10 protein-coding genes, 4 pseudogenes and 1 other annotated feature are annotated in these 18834 nt (G+C 57.5%); of the genes and pseudogenes, 4 read left to right on the top strand and 10 right to left on the bottom strand.

The window, feature by feature from the left end:
• Positions 1-81: 81 nt before the first annotated feature.
• Positions 82-882, bottom strand: coding sequence for an IS21-like element ISSme2 family helper ATPase IstB (istB, locus tag ACK9YZ_RS34220; protein ID WP_416068524.1), 801 nt, complete (start codon positions 880-882; stop codon positions 82-84).
• Positions 882-1088: pseudogene (locus tag ACK9YZ_RS34215) on the bottom strand (IS21 family transposase); the annotation flags it as partial. The gene istB and the pseudogene ACK9YZ_RS34215, both read right to left, overlap by 1 nt.
• A 38-nt stretch (positions 1089-1126) precedes the next feature.
• Between ACK9YZ_RS34215 and ACK9YZ_RS34210 the strand changes: the two are divergent.
• Positions 1127-2042, top strand: a pseudogene (locus tag ACK9YZ_RS34210) (transposase); the annotation flags it as partial.
• A 45-nt stretch (positions 2043-2087) separates the two neighbouring features.
• Here ACK9YZ_RS34210 and ACK9YZ_RS34205 read toward each other — a convergent pair.
• The 3 genes and pseudogenes from ACK9YZ_RS34205 to ACK9YZ_RS34195 form a co-directional block, all read right to left on the bottom strand.
• Positions 2088-2399: pseudogene (locus tag ACK9YZ_RS34205) on the bottom strand (transposase); the annotation flags it as partial.
• Between the two features lie 67 nt (positions 2400-2466).
• A pseudogene (locus ACK9YZ_RS34200) lies at positions 2467-4819 on the bottom strand (DUF3141 domain-containing protein).
• Between the two features lie 518 nt (positions 4820-5337).
• A protein-coding gene (locus tag ACK9YZ_RS34195; RefSeq protein WP_416068523.1) for an IS3 family transposase occupies positions 5338-6440 on the bottom strand; the annotation gives its coding sequence in 2 pieces (ribosomal slippage) (positions 5338-6179 and positions 6179-6440; 1104 coding nt in all).
• A gap of 217 nt (positions 6441-6657) precedes the next feature.
• Between ACK9YZ_RS34195 and ACK9YZ_RS34190 the strand changes: the two genes are divergently transcribed.
• Positions 6658-7886 (top strand): IS3 family transposase gene (locus ACK9YZ_RS34190; RefSeq protein ID WP_416068522.1). Its coding sequence is split into 2 segments (ribosomal slippage): positions 6658-6952 and positions 6952-7886, totalling 1230 coding nucleotides; the frame shifts between segments, so codons are not numbered across the junction.
• Positions 6939-7055, top strand: a sequence feature (AL1L pseudoknot). (Overlaps the previous gene by 117 nt.)
• Before the next feature lie 141 nt (positions 7887-8027).
• On the opposite strand, the gene ACK9YZ_RS34185 is transcribed toward ACK9YZ_RS34190, so the two are convergent.
• Genes ACK9YZ_RS34185 through ACK9YZ_RS34165 form a run of 5 tightly spaced genes read right to left on the bottom strand, consistent with a single transcriptional unit; the run spans position 8028 to position 12868 of the window.
• Complete coding sequence (locus tag ACK9YZ_RS34185; RefSeq protein ID WP_416068521.1) at positions 8028-9233, bottom strand: hypothetical protein; 1206 nt, start codon at positions 9231-9233, stop codon at positions 8028-8030.
• Complete coding sequence (locus ACK9YZ_RS34180; RefSeq protein WP_416068520.1) at positions 9230-9964, bottom strand: SDR family oxidoreductase; 735 nt, start codon at positions 9962-9964, stop codon at positions 9230-9232. The genes ACK9YZ_RS34185 and ACK9YZ_RS34180 overlap by 4 nt, the downstream gene beginning before the upstream one ends.
• Positions 9964-11289: an FAD-binding oxidoreductase gene (locus ACK9YZ_RS34175; protein WP_416068519.1), complete on the bottom strand. Its 1326-nt coding sequence runs from the start codon at positions 11287-11289 to the stop codon at positions 9964-9966. Before ACK9YZ_RS34175 ends, ACK9YZ_RS34180 begins: the two co-directional genes overlap by 1 nt.
• The gene (locus ACK9YZ_RS34170; protein WP_416068518.1) at positions 11286-11708 is read right to left on the bottom strand and encodes a GtrA family protein; all 423 of its coding nucleotides are present in this window, start codon (positions 11706-11708) and stop codon (positions 11286-11288) included. The genes ACK9YZ_RS34175 and ACK9YZ_RS34170 overlap by 4 nt, the downstream gene beginning before the upstream one ends.
• Positions 11705-12868: a UbiA family prenyltransferase gene (locus ACK9YZ_RS34165; RefSeq protein WP_416068517.1), complete on the bottom strand. Its 1164-nt coding sequence runs from the start codon at positions 12866-12868 to the stop codon at positions 11705-11707. The genes ACK9YZ_RS34170 and ACK9YZ_RS34165 overlap by 4 nt, the downstream gene beginning before the upstream one ends.
• Before the next feature lie 661 nt (positions 12869-13529).
• Here ACK9YZ_RS34165 and ACK9YZ_RS34160 point away from each other — a divergent pair.
• Together ACK9YZ_RS34160 and ACK9YZ_RS34155 are read left to right on the top strand one after the other, a co-directional pair.
• Positions 13530-16463 (top strand): Tn3 family transposase, encoded by a 2934-nt coding sequence (locus ACK9YZ_RS34160; RefSeq protein WP_416068516.1) that lies wholly within the window; start codon positions 13530-13532, stop codon positions 16461-16463.
• A 93-nt stretch (positions 16464-16556) separates the two neighbouring features.
• Positions 16557-18827: a tetratricopeptide repeat protein gene (locus ACK9YZ_RS34155; RefSeq protein ID WP_416068515.1), complete on the top strand. Its 2271-nt coding sequence runs from the start codon at positions 16557-16559 to the stop codon at positions 18825-18827.
• The last annotated feature ends 7 nt before the right edge of the window (positions 18828-18834 follow it).

Below are 18834 nucleotides of genomic sequence, written 5' to 3'. Positions count from 1 at the left end.
GACGGAATAGGCTTTGCCACCCGCTTCTGTCAAGCGAAGCGAGGAATTGACCCCTTGGGCGAAACGAAGATTTGACCCCCTTCATTGATTGGTCGTTTCGTTTGGTTCAAGCGCCGCTCCGGCCTTCTGCAGAAGGCCGGAGCGGCGCTTTTCGCGAAGCCGATAGCTGTCGCCTCGGATGGTGATCACGGTCGAATGATGAAGCAGGCGGTCCAGTATCGCCGTGGCAACCACTGGGTCACCAAAGACGCTTCCCCATTCTCCCACAGAGCGGTTGGAGGTGATCAGGATTGATCCCTTCTCATAGCGCCGAGAGACCAATTGGAAGAACAGGTGGGCGGCGTTGGCTTCGAACGGAAGATAGCCGAGCTCGTCGATGATCAGCAATTTCGGCCGCGACAAGATCGTCAATTGCTTGTCGAGCGAACCATCGTTGTGTGCTTTGGCCAGCATCGCTACCAACGTGGCAGCGGTCACGAACTGCACGTTGTAGTTCTGACGTATCGCCTCGCGGCCAAGGCTGACAGCAAGGTGGGTTTTACCCGTACCAGGAGGCCCAAGGAATAGGACCGTATCGCCGTGAGCGATCCAGCGGCAGGTCGCCAGTTCCCTGATTTGCCCATGATCAAGCGACGGCTGCGCCTCGAAGTCAAAGCCGTCGAGTTCGCGCACGAACGGGAACTGCGCCAGCTTGCTCGACATGGAGATGCGCCGCTCATCGCGCCGGGCAATCTCTCGCGATACCAGGAATGCCAGAGCTTCGCGCAAGTTCATCTTCGAGCGGGCCGCCTCGTCAAGCAGAGTGTCGAGCTGATCGCGGATCGCCGTCAGTTTCAGTCGATCGAGTGTTGCGATGAGCAGGTCGTGATCCACGTTCGTCATCACCAGCCTCCTCCAACAACCGCCTCGTATTCGGCGAGCGGCCGCAGCAAGGCGGCTGGCGCTATCTCAACTGGAGCTGTGCGCACCAGTCCTTCGCTACCAGCCACGCCAACAAAATGGGACCGGTCCACGATCCGTTGTCGCCGTCCCTGGCAGAGAGCATGATCGGCCACTACCTGGCCCGCGTGACGGATGATCACACGGCCTGTTCAATCCGGCTTGCGTGACTTGCAGGGAACGGACGATGCGGGGACAGCCTGGTTTTTGGGATCTGGACGAGCGGTATCAGCAGGTGAGTGCCGTCGGCGATCCGCTGGAGAAGCTCAACGCCATCATTCCCTGGGCTGTATTCGAGAAGTCTTTGGCGAAGGCGCTGAAGCGATCCGACGGATCGAAGGGGGGGACGGCCTGCCTTTCCTTCGGTGCTGATGTTCAAGATCCTGGTGCTACAGGCGCTCTACAATCTCTCCGACAACCAGGCTGAATTCGTCATACAGGACCGGCTGTCGTTCATGCGGGTCCTCGGCCTTTCCCTGTCCGAGAAGGTGCCGGACGCCAAGACGATCTGGCTGTTTCGCGATAACCTGGTGCGGGCCGGTGCCATCGACAATCTGTTCGCCCCGCTTCGACAAGCATCTGTTGCGGTCCGGCTACCTGGCCAAGGGCGGTCAGATCGTTGGTGCAACGATCATCCAGGCCCCCAAGCAGCACAATAGCCAGGACGAGAAAGAGGCGATCAAAGCGGGCGAGATCCCCGAGGCCTGGAAGGACAAGGCCGGCCAAGCTTGCCCAGAAGGATCGTGACGCGCGTTGGACGGTGTTCGAGGACATGCGCTACCTGGAGAGCCGGATCGCAGAGGCAAGTCGACAGATTGAAGCCGTCGCCGATGGCAGCGACACCGAACGCCGACTGATGACCGTTCCCGGCATTGGCGCTCTGGCGGCAACGGGTCTCATGGCTGCAGCCGGGACTGGGCGGCAGTTCCGCAGAGCACGCGACATGGCGGCTTGGCTCGGTCTGGTTCCCCGAGAGTATTCAACCGGAGGCAAGACGACGTTGCTCGGTATCAGCAAGCAGCTCCTATCTGCGTAGATTGTTGATCCATGGTGCCCGAACGTGCTTGCTCCACCTCAATCGAGCCCGCGACCGTCTTGGGTCATAGCTGGATAGCCTCCAATCCCGAATGCACAACAACAAGGCGGCCGTTGACTAGCGCCTCCTTCAGATCGCGGCTTTCACGACGCAGCGCTTTCACCTCATCACTGGTCGCCGAGCGGGCGGTGTCACCGGCAAGCCGTTTCTTGCCCGCCTCCAGGAATTCCTTCAACCAGCTATAATACAGGCGCTCCGCGATCCCCTCGCGACGGCAGATCGCGGCGATGCTGTCGTCGGCGCGAAGGCCCTCCAGCACGATACGGATTTTGTCCTCGGCCGAATGATGCTTGCGCGTGGGGCGCCGAATGTCCTTGATTGTCTTCTCGGCCGCCGATGTCTGCGGCCCGGATTTATGTCCCATGTTCACTTCCTTCGATAGAGCTACGATGAGCCGAAAATCCTCTTTTCTCAACTAAACCAACGCTGTCTCATGGGCGCTGATCCGGGACAATCGACAATGGATTCTCAGCAACATCGCCTTCGGCGCGAGGCTGTTCGAGCACTTCGGCGAACTGCTGCAACAATGCACGAGTTCCCGGAAGCATTTCCTTCGCTGGGCCGATGATATGGCATACGAGGCGATAGGCAAGGCGTCGCTTCTCGCACTCGGGCAACAGAATCGGCAGGGTCTGGATCGCGTGCTCCACCTCATCGCTGGCTATAGATGCCTGCTGACGAATTATGGTTTGCAGGCGTTCAGTGTCTAGCGACTTAAAAGGTTCAATTTTGAGGACATCCACCCAGCGCCTGAGACGATCGCGGCGTACTGAGTGACGATCTTTCACAAGGAGCACCAACATGCGAATGACAGCTTCGACGAAGCCGCCGGCTTTGCTGTCCGAAAGCGCTGTAATGGATCCGGATACCTGCTGCCGATCATCAACAAGGGTGCTTTCTTCGTTCCACTTGCGGAAATGTTCAATGTAGCATACCCAAGGCGTGTTCCAGAGGGTGAGAAACAACATCTCACTGGACATGTCACGACACTCGCGCCAGAACTCCAGGGTCGACCTAACGCTCAGGACCCAGGCAGCTTCCACAGCTAGAAAGGGGTTATCCTCTGAGGCTTTGTGGCGGCATTCTCTTACCAGTTTGGCTGCATACTCGACGCTGCCAGTGAACGGATTGTTTGAAGACGTTAACGTCCGCGAAAGACGCAGCGGGTGCATGGCCCGGCCGAGTTCTGCTCCAAAATTCGTGACTGCCATCTTTACAAACGGGCGTGCCAGCATCTGATAGAGCTGCGCCTGAAACTCGGAGACGCGGCTGACGGCGGTGAAGGCGCTTTCGCAATCAAAATTGTCGCAGAGAGCTCTAATGTCGTCAAAGCTGCGCTCCGCGATTTCGACAGAATAAGGCTCGTTTGCTCCAACCTCTTTGAAATTCTTAATGCATAGCTCATAGATACCGGGTGCCAGCAACTCGATTGCATCTAGCGTTGTGACGACCTCGTGGTACTCTTTGCTCATGACATCTGACGAGATGAAAATTCCGAGATGGCCAACTTCATCGTTTAGTAAGTAGATGATGCGCTTGCCGAGCAAGCGTAGTTCTTGCTTGTGCTGGGGGAGTAATTTGGTCGCCGTGGCTGGAAAAGACGACAAGGGGTGCGCGGATTTCCTTCAGATCGATAGCTGGTCGCCCAGGCTCCAATCGAGCTCGGCCTTTCACGAGCCGACTGCCGACAAAAAGATGTTCAATGATCCAACGGATTTCGTTCTCAGCGAGAAGGCAGAAGCTACTCCACCATGTCTCGGCTCGAATAAAAGTCTCCTGCGCCGTGTCTACGTCGCGGAACAGATCGAAATAGCGGAACAGCTGACGATCAGGTCTGAACATCAAGAGATTCAATGTGAGATGGGCGCCGTCGAATAGTCCGCCCCCAAGATCGGACAGGAACATGACTGTCCAAGTCCCACCGAGTAGACCTGCATTGTAACGGAAGGAGTGGTGTCCGAGCTTGCCCGCGGTGAACGACACTGGAGCGCCATTGACCACGACGGGACCTTCCAAGTCGGGGTATGTTGCAACGAGGTTAAGAGTCGCCCAACCACCTTGGCAGTTTCCAATCAAGACTGGTTTGCTGGCGTTTGGATGCCGACGCGCGACCTCGCGGACGAATACCATTTCGGTCTCCATGACGCTAGAGAGATTCTGCCCCTCCTCCGGCAGGCGTCGGAACGAAATAAGGTAGACCTGATGTCCGCAGCGCAGTGCCCAACCAACTTGGCTTTCGGCGTTGTGGCCGCCAGCGCCTACACCATGTCCAGCGCGCGGACAGATTATAATAACTGGGCGACGAGTTTCATCGACCACTACATCATCTGGCGGGATTATACGAAGCAACAAATAATTGGACTTTACGGGCAAATCCCGTCCATCCATGATTACTTCATGTTCGTAGAACAGTACGGGGGGACATCCGGCCGCCTCATGTTCGTTGAAGAGGTCGCCAGTCACTCTGAAGACATCCGCAGTTAACGCGGAGCGTTCGGCCGCGTCCTGAAGGTATTCCCACCAAAACGCCTCAAGTTTTCCGTTTTCGTTCACTTCGAGCAGCCGCGCTAACAACTCCTTATTACTCCGGAGTTTGTGGGCGTTGCTCTCCAATTGGGCGTTGACTATGCGCTGAATGCGCCGATGTAGGGCGATCAATATGGTGAACGCAGCGCCATTGGTTGCAGCCACAATGTCTTCTAGGAAGGTCCCAAAGCAACGTGGAATGCAGAACTGTTCTAGTTGACTTGATGTCGCTTTCGAACGGCGGACCGGATCGTGCATTGCAAATTGGTTTGCCATGATATGCTCTCCTTCGCTCGTTTGCCGCTGTCGATGGTCGGCAGGCTCAGGTTCGACATAAACTCGTTCGACGGATGTGAGCCGAATGGTACGGCTTGGGCAGCAGTCTGCCTGCCCACCTCTTCGGTCATCACGCGAGTCGATCCTTGCATGTGTCGAAGTCCTCGGTCGTGATCCCATTACCAACAGGCAACCTCAACAACTTTGCGGCGAGCAGTTCCGAGATTGTTGATCTCCTCGGATCGCTAATCGTGAGACGTATCTCGCCCATCTTTTGAACCGCACGTGGCATGCCAAACGAGAAACTCTTTAGTAACAACATGATCGCGCTGAAACACAATGGCTCATTCCGAACATTGTCCAACATCCGACCAAGGGTTCGAGGTGTGCGTTTAGGTTGACCTGCCACTGAACTTTCATCGAGCGGCGATTAGAGTCTCGGTGGTTTTGAACCGCTCCCAAACGTTGGACCAGCGGAGGCTGGAGTTTTCCGGCTTCAGTCAGGGAGGCGGGCTGGTTACGCTTCCCGGATTCATCAGTGCGATCGGGACCTTGTTTCCGATCGCACCATGTGGCCGAACCTCATTGTAGTCTCTACGCCAATCCTCCATCTTTTCGCGGGCATCCGCAAGGGTCAGGAACCAATGTTGGTTCAGGCATTCTGCCCGGAAGCGGCCGTTGAACGCCTCGATGAATGCGTTATCGGTCGGTTTGCCAGGGCGTGAGAAGTCCAGCGTGACGCCTTTCGCATAGGCCCAGAGATCGAGATCGCGTGATACGAACTCGGTGCCCTGATCGACGCGGATCGTCTTGGGATAGCCGATCTGGCGGCATACCCGCTCGAGCGTTTGCACAACATCTTCTCCGCGATAGCTGTGCCTTGGATCAAGCACCGGGACGTAGCGTGAGAAGGTGTCCACCACGGTCAGAACGCGTAGCTTCTTGCCGGTGGCGAGCTGGTCGTGAACAAAGTCCATCGCCCATACATCATTCGGTCCGACGGCTATTTGCCGATCCTCGCGCAGCTTGGCTTTCACCCGGCGTTTCGGTGTCTTGTTACGCAATTGCAGGCCCAAGTCCCTGTAAATGCGGTAGGTCCGCTTGATATTGGCACCCCAACCCTCGCGCTCCAGCAGCACATGCACACGACGATAACCATAGCGGACACGGGTCTCGCAGATCTCACGGATACGACGCTCAAGACCGGCCTGATCGGCACGGCGGGAGGTGTAGTGATGGGTCGACCGATCGAAGTCCAGCGCCCCACAGGCACGCCGGATCGATATCGCCCAGTCCTGGCACATGCCTTTCACCATCTCCCGCTTGCGAGCAGGCCTTAGAGCTTTCGGCGAATGACGTCCTGCAACATCTCGCGGTCCAACGTCAGATCCGCGACGATCTTCTTCAGCCGCGCATTCTCGTCCTCGAGCTGCTTCAGCTTCTTCATCTCCGGAGGCAGCATGCCCGCGTATTTTTTCTTCCAGTTGAAATAGGTCGCCTGGCTGATCCCCGCCTTCCGGCAGATCTCGGCGACCGTCACGCCTTCATCACCCTGCTTCAAAATGAACGCCTTCTGTGCGTCCGAAAACTGCGATGCTTTCATCGTCTTCCGTTCCTTTCCCAGCCAGGAAAAATGCACCGGAAAACTCTAGCCAAAACTGGTCCAGTTTGAAGGGTTCAGATCACTTGCGGGTATGACCCCGAGTAAAGTGGACGTGCTCTAATAGTCGCTTGGTTTGAATTGGCTGTCATGGCGGCAAAACGTGATGAACCGCGCCGGGTTTGCCGGAGGCTCCAACTTCTGAGAAAGTGGAGCCGATATGAGCAAGACAACAAACAAATTTTCACCTGAAGTCCGCGCCCGAGCAGTGCGGATGGTTTTGGATCACCAAGGGGAATATTCCTCGCGATGGGCGGCGGTTTCCTCGATCGCCGCCAAGATCGGCTGCATGGCGCAGACGCTCAATGAATGGGTGAAGAAGGCGGAAGTGGACGATGGTTCCCGGCCTGGACTCCCAAGCGAAGTCGCCGAGAAGATGAAGGCTCTGGAGCGGGAGAACCGCGAGCTTCGGCAGGCCAATGAGATACTGCGCAAAGCGTCCGCTTATTTCGCGATGGCGGAGCTCGACCGCCCATTGAAGCGATGATCTCCTTTATCGACGAACACCGCTCCGTATTCGGGGTCGAGCCGATCTGCAGGCTGCTGCCGATTGCCCCATCAACCTACTACGAGAACGTTGCCAAACGCCTGGACGTGGACCGGTTATCGGTCCGCGCCCGCAGCGACATTGCCTTGAAGATCGAGATACGCCGTGTGTTCGAGGCGAACTTCCGCGTCTACGGCGTGCGCAAGGTCTGGCGGCAATTGAAGCGGGAGGGCTTCGATATAGCCCGCTGCACCGTCGCCCGGCTCATGCGATCGATGGGACTTCAGGGTATCATCCGGGGCAAGCCGATCCGCACGACGATCCCGGACAAGACGGCTCCGAGCCCGCTCGATCGGGTGAACCGCCAGTTCAAGGCTCCTGCGCCGAACAGGCTCTGGGTTTCGGATTTCACCTATGTGGCCACCTGGCAAGGCTTCGTCTACGTGGCCTTCGTCATCGACGCCTTCGCGCGCCGGATTGTCGGCTGGCGGGTGAGCCGGACGGCGCATGCCGGGTTCGTCCTCGATGCTTTGGAACAGGCGCTTCATGAGCGGCGTCCCGTTCATGGTGGCGGCCTGATTCACCACTCGGACAGGGGCGTTCAATACGTGTCGATTAAGTATTCGGAGCGATTGGCGGAGGCAGGCATCGAGCCTTCCGTCGGAAGCGTCGGCGACTCTTACGACAACGCCCTCGCCGAAACGATCAACGGCCTCTACAAGGCCGAGGTCATCCATCGGCGAGGACCGTGGCGCAGCTTCGAAGCGGTTGAATTCGCCACTCTGGAATGGGTCGACTGGTTCAACCATCGACGGCTTCTGGAGCCCATCGGCAACATTCCCCCCGCCGAAGCCGAGGAGCAGTATTACGCCATGCTGGACGAACCAGCCATGGCTGCATAACTTAAACCAAACAGCCTCCGGCAAACCCGGCGCGGTTCATGACGGCGACATACGGCAACAAAAGCCTCTCCATTCGCCCAAGCTGCGGTCCCCGACGGAAGATGGCCCAACTCATCAACGCCGAGGCGTCAAAGCCACAAGTTACTCCAAATGAACTTCTAGTGGCTCAATTAGTCTCCTGAACGTCGCCAGAACGATCCACATTCCCAAGACAACCAAGGCTATAGTGGGATGTCCATAGTCGGGAAACTGAGCAAAGAAGCCTGAGATGTCATTATTCAACCCTTCGGAGATCGGCTGTTCATACTTTTGGAGCATATGATTGGTGAGTAGCCAGCCAAAACAGGCAAGGAAAAACGACGTCAGGCTTGACACCCCGAAGCACTTTATCAACAAAGGTACATAAAAGGGGAGAAAACTATAAAATATCCTGGTCACGTCCGATCCGCCACCTATTGACAAAAATCCGGAGTATACTGATGCGACGATGGAAAATATCACGGTGTCGTCCGATTTAATGTGGTTAAATGTCCGCTTATCCAAAACAACGTACAGCGGACCGAGAGTAAGCGATATAGCAGCGAGCGAGCCTAAGACATGAGCGGGCTCAGATAGAAAGCGATAGAACCAAAAGAGTGCGGTAATGAGTTGCGATTGGGGTTCGCACTCGGATACTAAAAGCATCAGTTCTTTTAGAGCATACCCCGAGATGATAATAGATATACATGTCATCCAAGCGGCGCTGCTTCTCTGTGCATTTTTGATATAGAAACCTACCAGCAGTGGCAGAAGATAAAAACCAGCTTCCCTGAATGGAATTCCTGCCAAGCATATAATACTTGCGAGAAGATAGTTCTTCTTTATGATGAAAATCAGACAAAACGAAAGGATAAGGAGAAACGGGGGGTCCATGTAAGCCGGATAGAAGTTTGTAAATTTTACCGGCGCAAAATACAGGAAGGACGACGCCGCAATCACTGCCGTCAAACCTTTCATGCTCCCATGCCAGAGTGAGCGTGTTGCAAGTAGCAAAGTGGCGGAGAACAACCCCGAGGCAACCAAGTTGAACCCATAAAAGCCGAAGCGATTATGAAAAATGTTCACGAGGATCCAAGGTGTCCCAACGCGGGCACAATATGGAAAGGCTATGCGCGACCGCAAGCTACCCTCAGCAGCTAAGAACCGAAGAAGTCTGTCATAGTATACTGCATCCCACTCCGAGCCATTCGATATGCGGAACGGTTCTTGAGCAATGAAAATCCATATCACGCCGAACATGCCAGCAATGATGAAAGATCCAGCAATAAAGTATTCTATTTGCTTTGTTGTTGGAACGAAGCCGATCACATCCTTACCCTCTTGAAAAGCCCCTCCGGGATAAGTCTGATGATCAGCATGATCATATGCCAGGCTGGACGAACGTATATAACGTTCTTCTTTCGCTCGACGGCGACGACGATACTTTCGGCAACCTCGCTCGGTTGCGCCGTGAGCCTTGCTGGGAGATTCATGCCTTCAGTCATCTTGGTCGCGACATAACCCGGTAGCACAGTCACAACATGTACGCCGCGTTTCGCCAAACGACTGCGAAGCCCGGACAGAAAGGCAGTGAAGCCCGCCTTCGCGGAGCCGTAGACGTAATTGGTCGCGCGTCCGCGCGTGCCCGCGACCGAACTGAGGCCAACCAGAGTGCCGGATCCGCGTTCTTCGAACCGGTTGGCCAACAATGCCAGGATATTGGCAGGCCCTTCGTAGTTGCTACGCATAATGCAACTGGCGAGGAGCTGATCGCGCTCGCTTCGTTCCTGGCTCCCCATCAAGCCGACGACGCTTACGGCGACCTCGGGCAACTCGGGCAGCATGGCCAGGAACTGGGCGTGAGTTTCCGTCAGAAGTGCATCAAATTCATGTAGGGTGACTGGGACTCCATATCGTAGCTGCAAATTAGTCTTTTCAGCATCGAGTGTTTCTGATTGGCGCGCGGCTAATTGGATCGGATGGCCCAGCGCTGCAAACTTGTGCGCCACGGCATTGCCTACATCCGAACGTGCACCCAAGATAAGAACGGACGGCTTCATCACAGCACAAGTCTTTCCGCTTGCGCCGATTGGAACGAGCTTTTCCAGCCGTTTTTCGCCCTCATTCGAACGAAGCTTGCAACCCGGCCATCGGAAGCACGTAGCGTTTCAGCAGACATGCGGCTGTCCTTTGCGAGATAAAAGCGCCCGCCGTGCTCGATTGTAATTCGGTCAAGGTTTGCCAATAGATGGGAGGTTTTGGTCGTGATGGGAAAATCAAGAGCAAGGGAGTAGCCTTCCATTGGGAATGAAAAGCGGCTCTCCTGCGGACCGAACCGCTTGAGAACGGCCAAGAACGATCCAAAGCCTGCCTTGGCGACTGTCTGCAGCAAAGCCGAGAGCCCTTCTTCCGAGCGCTTTATGGGAATGACGCACTGGAACTGGGCGAACCCCTTGCGCCCGTAGATCCGATGCCATTCGGCAACTGCGTCGAGGGGATAGAAGTAGCTATCCCAGTCAACGAGTTGCTGACCTCGATTCCAAACGCCAATTCGATAGTATAGCGCGTTGAAGGCCCGAAGACTAAACCGATTGAGAGCAAAGCCTGGAAAATTGAACGGAACGGAAAGTTTGCGTTTTGCCGGAGTAGCGAAAGGGTGCAGAGACCGATATGTTGGAAGATCAGAGGCGTTCGCGTGATCTCCCAGGAAGACAAGGGAGCGCCCCAGGTTTTTCCCCGTCCCAAGGCAGTCAATCCACGCCACAGAATAAGTCGAATCTTGAGCCCGTTCTAGAGCTGTCATCGCTGATTTGAGGTTCGGCGCGGGTATTGTTGTCTGGCGGATCCATCCGGTTTCGACTGAGCGCAAACGGATTGCCGCCCGCAAAATGATTCCGGTCAGCCCCATGCCGCCGAGAGTGTGCTCAAAGAGCTCTACGTGGCTTTTGCGTGAGCAGCGCTGGATGGAGCCATCGACCCCCATTACATCGATCCAGTCCACGCATCCCCGAAAACTTCCATGCTTGCGATGGTTCTTGCCATGAACGTCGGCGGCTATCATGCCGCCCAACGTCACGAACTTCGTGCCCGGCGTGACCATCGGGAACCAACCTCGGGGCAGGAAAGCCGCGATGATGTCGCAAAGAATAACTCCAGCTTCCGCGATCAACTGTCCCGTTTTCGGATCAAAGGCCAACATTCGGTTCAAACGCCGCATATCAATTGTTGCTGATGAATTGATGGCGCTGTCCCCATAGGCCCTACCGCAGCCGCGCGCGATCACACTCGGCTTTGAAGCTAACAGCTTCTGGAGAGCTTCGAGGTCACGGGGCACATAGACTTGCGCGTTCACGAGCGGAGACCTTCCCCAACCCGAGAGCTTCATGGAGCAATCCTCACTCGGTGACCTGCAAACACGAAGCGTTTATCTAGTTGGTACTTGACCAGATAGCCGATTGTCAGACCAACGGCAGCACCCAAGTCACGCATCAGCTCAGTTCTCCAGACCCACCAGGAAGCCGCCTCAGCACTCCAGAAAATGATTGTGGTGAGGGCGCCCACTGCCGTATAGAGTGAGAACTTCCACCCATCGTTTTTGAGGCCGATTTCCTGATCGTCGAAAATCCAAAACTTGTCGAGCAGGTATTTGATCATCAGCCCGGCAATGGTGCCTACGCTCATGGCAAGCACAAAAATGGCGCTCCTATTCCCGAACTGAAGGACGGAATGTTGCATGGTGACATTGACCACCATTGCGATGGCGGCGAATGCCGCATAGCGTAACGCTAGACCCTGCCGTTTCACCTCAGCACTCCGCCTGCAACGAAGACCAGAATGATCGCTAGGCATACCTGGCTGGTCCGATCCTTCGCGGCGTAGATCACCGGGTCGTCATGCATATTGCCGCGGTGCGACACCATCACTGTGCGGGTGATCCAATAGAGCAGGATTACGCAGACGCCCCACAGCATTTGAGGATGGGGATAGAGCTCCATTACGAGAGGCGAATTCACATAATATGTCATCACCAGCACAGATACGTACCCCGCCCCAACCGCGATCATGGAGATGATTGGCAGGTCGTTGACGTGGTAACCTCGACCCGTAGCCTGCAGACTCCTACGCTCGGCGCCGTCAACCAATTCACTTTGTCGCTTCACCGCGGCTAACGACAGAAAAAAGAATACTGAAAAGGCAATGAGCAAGACGGATAACGGAGTTGATGTCGCGATTCCACCGGCAACGATGCGAATGGTGTAGAGACCTGCGAGAATACAGATATCGATTACAATGCGTCGTTTCAAATGCAGGGAATAGGCCGTGGTCACAAGGAAATAGCCCGCCACCACCAGGAAAAAGCCCCAGCCGATGAACATTGCTATCAGTCCGCCTGGAAGAATGAGCCCCGCTGCCATCCAGGTTCCGTGTGCGGTGGGGATGCTGTGTGAGGCAAACGGGCGGTACCGCTTGCGCGGATGCGCCCGATCTGCGCAGACATCAAGGAGATCGTTCATGACATAAACGCTAGAAGCCACCAAGCTGAAGCAGACGAACGCTTCCAGTGATAAGAGGAGCGTCGGCCAATCGAGTTTATGTGCAGCGAGGGCCGGCAAGAACACCAACACATTCTTCAGCCATTGGTGCGGCCGAAATGCATTGACGTAGGGCTTGAAGGACCTCGCTTCAGCTATAGTCGTTTCCGACACTGTCTGGCCACCCCCGCAATGGGTATCGGCGAACCCATCGCAGGCATCAGACTTACCGTCGAGCATTGCGGCAACATCATTTGCCCCGGCGTTCTCAAAACCATAGGGCGCGACGGTAAACACCCGCGGCCGAACTGTTCTCTTGAATACCGTGGAGTCAAATGCATGGTGGGTGATGTGGGGCTCGAACCCGATGGTCCCAGTGTCACCTGGACTTGGGTGTACATGAGCCTTCTCGTCTTTGCTGCCGACACTCATAGTATCCTCTCACTTTGAGCCAAAATGGCATCAAGCTGGCTTACAAAAAACATCCAGTTGAGCACCATAGAAATGGTCCAGTCGGAAGGCCGATCCGAACTCAGTATCTGCCTGGTTGCGATGAGACCAACTGGTTCGACGGGGCGGCCTCACCACATTAGAAGCTTCTGCTATGCAAGATTGAACAGAATCAGGAAAATTGATTGTTTGGATGGTTGGCATTCACACTATGGATACAAGCGAATTGTTTTCAGCACAGAACTAGCAGTTGAAGGAAGCGAAAATGGCCAGCGACCGAAACCACTGGACTACTTGATCTGGCGGATCTTCGGATTGATCAGTTCGGCAACCAGCCAGCGGGGCCGGAAGTCCTAAGAGTATGCTCGATCAATAGTTATCCTTTCTGGGCTCGCGCGATTTGCTCTTGCCGTTTGCCGGACTGATGCGCTCAAGAGCCAAGGCTCGGATGAGGCGATTGACGCTTCCAAGTCCTTGTCGAGGTGCAGGCATGGCCGAGCCATGCGAAAGGGCCCGGTGCGTACGTCGCTGCGAAAACGGCCAACTGAGAGAACAGATCGGGAATATTCTGCTCGTGAGTTGAATGGGGGATGTCCGCACGCAAAGATGCCTGCACGCAGGCCGAGTCGTGTGGGAGCGTGGCGTGAAACGAGATTGGGATGGAGCAGAGCTTTCCAGGTGGTGGAGCCTGAGTTTTGACGAACTGGAGCTGATCGAAACGAAACCGCCGCGGACCCGGCTTGGTTTTGCCGCACAGTTGAAGATGTACCGCCTTGCTGGCCGCTTCGCCGAACATGTGGGTGAAGTCGCGGCGGAACCCGTCGCCTATTTGGCCGAACAACTCGCGGCCGCCCCGTCCGATCTGGAGGAATATGACTGGGCCGGTCGCACCGGCCGACGACACCGCGAAGAGATATTGGCGTTTCTTGCCATCCGTCGCATGACGGAGGACGATCGAAACGATCTCGCAACCTGGCTTGAAGCTGAGATCTGCCCCAAAGCGATGTCGGTTGCGGCGATGGTTGACGAGGTTTGTCTGTGGTGCCGCGACCGTGACATCCAAACGCCGGCGATCGGCGAGGTGGACCGTTTTACGCGCTCGGCGCGCCGCACATTTGAAGGGGGCTTTCTGCAGCGGATTGCTTCCGTCTTGAGCTCGGATGCTGCCGCAAAACTGGAGGTTTCGCTGACCGACGCCGACAGCCCGACTGGCTTCAATACCATGAAGGCCGATCCGGGGCGGGTTGGATTGGAAAGCATCTTCGTCGTGGCTGAGCGGCTTTCCTTTATCCGCTCGTTGCAGCTTCAGGCCGGCCTGATTGCCGGTGCAGGCGCCGCTACTGTGGAGCGGTTGTACCGCCGCGTCAGCCAGGAAACCGCGCGAGAAGTTCGGCGCCACCCTCAGCCGCGGCGCCTGGGTCTTTACGCCATCTTCCTTGCCTGCCGCGAGGCGGAAATCGTTGACGCGGTCGTCGATCTCCTGGTCGAGACGGTGCACAAGATGGCAGCGAAGGCGGAACGCAAGGTCGTGGCGTCGATCGCCAAGGACATTCAGAAAGTGCAGGGCAAGGAGCGCCTGCTGGCTCGGATCGCCGAGGCGGCGATCGACGCGCCGGATGGAGCGGTGCGCGAGGTCATCTTTCCGATTGCCGACCAAGCGATACTTGCGGCTCTGGTCCGCGAATACAAGGCTGGCGGTTCCTACCAACAGCGAGTCCATGCGGTCCTGCGTTCCTCCTACGGCGGTCATTATCGACGCATGCTGCCGAAGTTGTTGAGCCTGCTCGAATTCCGGTCGAACAATGCAGCACATCGGCCCGTCATCGCGGCGCTGGAATGGCTCAAGCGTCTGCTCGACGAGGGCGACGACCGACGCATCGTTCGCCCGCAGAACGGTCTGCCGATTGAGGGCGTGGTTCCCGCACGGTGGCGAGACCTGGTCGTGGAGTCGGACGATGCTGGCGGTTGGCGTGTCAACCGCATCAACTATGAAATCTGCGTGCTGACATCGCTGCGAGAGCGGATTCGCTGCAAGGAAATCTGGGTGGTTGGAGCCGACCGCTACCGCAACCCGGACGAGGACCTGCCCCAGGATTTCGGCGAGCGACGTGCCGACTATTATCGCGATCTCGGCCAGACCATGGACGCACAAGCATTCGTTGCCCGTCTCAAGGGGGAGATGACGACGGGGCTGCGTCGCCTGGATGCCGGCCTCCCCGGCAATCGACATGTTCGGCTCTTGTGGCGCGGCCGCAACCGTATTTCGCTATCGCCTCTGGAGCCACTGCCGGCCCAACCAAATCTCGATACGGTGAAGGCGGAGATCGAACGCCGCTGGCCAGCGACCGGTCTGCTGGACGTGCTCAAGGAAGCCGCGCTGCGGACAGGTTTTCTGGAGCAGTTCAGGACCTCCGGCGATCGCGTTATCCTCGACCCTGACACCCTGCAACGCCGGTTGCTGCTTTGCCTTTACGGTCTCGGCACCAATGCCGGGCTGAAGCGTGTCAGTTCCGGCACGGAGGGTGTCACCTATGCCGAGTCGCTCCATGTCCGTCGTCGCTTCATTCAAAAAGAGGCGCTAAAGGCAGCGACTGCCTCTGTCACCAACGCCTTGCTTGCCGTGCGCGACCCTCTTGTTTGGGGCGAAGGCACCACGTCGTGCGCGTCGGACTCGAAAAAGTTCGGCGCCTGGGATCAGAACCTGATGGCCGAATGGCATGTCCGTTATGGCGGGCGCGGTGTGATGATCTATTGGCACGTCGCACGCCAGGCAACCTGCATTTATTCGCAGCTCAAGCGCTGCTCCTCTTCCGAAGTCGCAGCGATGATCGAAGGGGTATTGCGGCATTGCACGGACGCTGAAATTCAGAGCCAGTATGTCGACAGCCATGGGCAGAGCGAGGTCGCTTTCGCCTTCTGCCGGCTGCTCGGTTTCGAACTCGCGCCGCGCCTCAAGGCGATCGCCCGCCAGAAGCTCTACCTGCCTGATGCCGGAATGGCGCAGGAGCTTCAAAACCTGCTGCCGATCCTGACGCGGGCGATCGACTGGAAACTGATCGAGCAGCAATATGACGAAATGATCAAATATGCGGCGGCCCTGCAGCATCGTACAGCCGATGCCGAATCGATCTTGCGCCGTTTCGCGCGGACAAACATCCAGCACCCGACCTATAAGGCGTTGGCCGAGCTCGGCAAGGCGGTCAAGACGATCTTCCTCACCCGCTATCTCGACTCGGAAGCCTTCCGGCGCGAAATCAACGAGGGGCTGAACGTCGTCGAAAACTGGAACAGCGCCAACGGCTTCATCTTCTTCGGCAAGAGCGGCGAGGTCGCGACGAACCGGCTCGAAGACCAGGAAATCTCGGTTCTGGCTTTGCACCTGCTGCAGAACTGCCTTGTCTACGTCAATACCCTGATGATGCAGAATGTGCTGACCGAACCGGCCTGGGCGGCACGTATGGCCGTCGAAGACTACCGGGGACTGACGCCGCTAATTTACGCTCACATCAACCCGTATGGCGCCTTCGATCTTGATCTTGCGCGCCGGATCGACTTCGACGCGAGATCCGCCGCCTAGCCGGAAGCGTACCCCCGAGCCTACAAACAAGGCCGCTTATAAACAAAATGTCGCTCTTGCGTGTAAACACGCCTCATCTACAATCACGTGGCCATGTCGATCCAGAGAGCTCGCTCGACCACCTTCAGTCTCGGCCTTGCCATCCTGCTCACCTGTTCGGTGGCGCCGGCGGCCAGAGGGAACATGTCCTCAAGCGACCCGCTGATCTCCCTCCACGAAGGCTTCGCTGACGAGGCGGAATGCGCCACCTGCCACCAGAGCGAGGTAGACGCTCTTTCGACGTCGCACCACGCCAAGGCGATGGCGGTCGCCAACGACAGGACGGTGCGCGGCGATTTCGACGATGTGACCTTTGAGCATGACGGCATCATGACAACCTTCTTCCGCCGCGACGGGGACTATTTCGTCCGAACCCAGGGGCCGGATGGCAAGCAAGGCGAATTCGCGATCAAATACACTTTCGCTTACGAGCCGCTGCAACAATACCTGATCGATCTCGGCGGCGGCAAGCTGCAAGCCTTCGACATCGCCTGGGATACAGAAGCGCGACGGTGGTTCTGGCTCGGCAATGGAGATCCAGCAAATCCGGGCTCCACCTATCATTGGACAGGACCGTTCTATCGCTGGAACCGGACGTGCATCGACTGTCACTCCACCGACCCGGTCAGCAATTTTGCGCCGACGACCGGCTCCTACGCCTCCTCCTATGTCGCGACCAGCATCGGTTGCCAGTCGTGCCATGGGCCGGGCGCTGCGCATATCGCCTGGGCGAGGGCCGGCAGCATGAGTGGGGACAAGGGATTGCCCGAGGTCGGGCCGGACGCCTGCTTCGGCTGTCATGCACGGCGTGTGCGGCTTGTCGAGATGTCCCGACCCGACCGCGCCTTTCTCGACCAGTACGCGCCTGATCTGATGCGCAGCGAACTCTATTTCCCGGACGGACAGATCCTCGACGAAGTCTTTGAGTACGGTTCCTTCCAGAGGAGCAAGATGGCGCGCGCTGGCGTCACCTGCCTTGATTGTCACCGTCCTCATGAGGGAAGGGTAAAGGCCGAGGGCAATGCGCTCTGCACCCAATGTCACGCCGAGACGGCGCCGGACCGCTTTGCCGACACGAGTTTCGATCCGAGTGGCGAATTCGACACGCCGGCGCATACCCATCATACGAAGGGCTCGCCCGGCGCAGAGTGCGCCAACTGCCACATGCCGAAGCGCACCTATATGAAGGTCGACCCCCGGCGCGATCATTCCTTCGTCATCCCAAGGCCGGATCTTTCGGAAACGATCGGCACGCCCAATGCCTGCACCACCTGCCACCAGGACAAGACGAACATCTGGGCGGCGGAACGGCTGGACGATTGGTACGGAAGCGACTGGCGTAAGCGGCCGTCGATCGCCCATGCTTTTGCAGCCGCCGGCCATAACGACATCAGCGCCGTCGACGCGTTGCGCCGCTTTCTCGCCGACCGCGGGCAGCCCGGTTTTGTGAAGGGCAGCGCCGTCACCGAAATTGCCAGGCTCAGCGGAGCGGCGTCAGTGGATGACGTCAAGCGAGCGGCGTCCGATCCGGATGCGCTGGTGCGACTGGGCGCTGCACGCGCAGCCGAGAACCTGCCGCCGGAGTACAGGCTGGCGGCGATTGGTAGCCTCCTCTCCGACCAGGCTAGGGCGATTCGCATCGCTGCCGTCACGGCACTCGGTCCTGTGCCGTCACTTTCGCTTTTAGGAGACCAGCGTCGCGCCTTCGACACGGCTGTGGCGGAACTCGAGACCTATGCCAAGGCTAATGCCGACGTTGCCGGGGCACAAACCGATTACGGACTGTTTCTCGCCCGTCAGGGTCGCCCGGGCGAGGCGGAGACGCTTCTCAGGCGCGCGATCGCACTGGATCCATCACTTATCGGCGCGCACGCAAATCTTGCGGAACTCTACCGCAGCCAGGGCGACAACGCACAGTCCCAGCGCGTCTATGCCGACGCGGTCGCCGCTCTGCCAGACAGCGCAGAATTGCGCTATGGTCACGGGCTGTCGCTGGTGCGGACGCAGGAGCGAGCAAGGGCCCTACAGGAATTTCGGGAGGCGTCCCGGCTTGATCCGGCCAATTCGCGTTACCGCACAACGCTGGCGATCGCGCTTGACGACGTCGGCAGAACCGGTGAGGCATTCGATATGCTCTATTGGGCGGCTGTTTCGGGCGCCAGCGACGCCAACATGCTCGGCACAGCGATCCAGTTCGGTCTCAAGCTCCAACGATTCGACGAGACGCTGAAGCTGGCCGAGGCCTTCAATCGCATGCAGCCGGGGAATACGCAGGTCCAAGATCTGCTGCGGCAGCTACGCGCCATCGCTGGAGCCGGAAGATAGGGACGCG

Origin of the sequence: Rhizobium sp. ZK1 (genome assembly GCF_047782645.1) — a bacterium.
Classification (GTDB): Bacteria; Pseudomonadota; Alphaproteobacteria; order Rhizobiales; family Rhizobiaceae; genus Rhizobium.
Note: the sequence above shows the minus strand (reverse complement) of the source record. Positions and strands in the feature narration are given on the sequence as shown.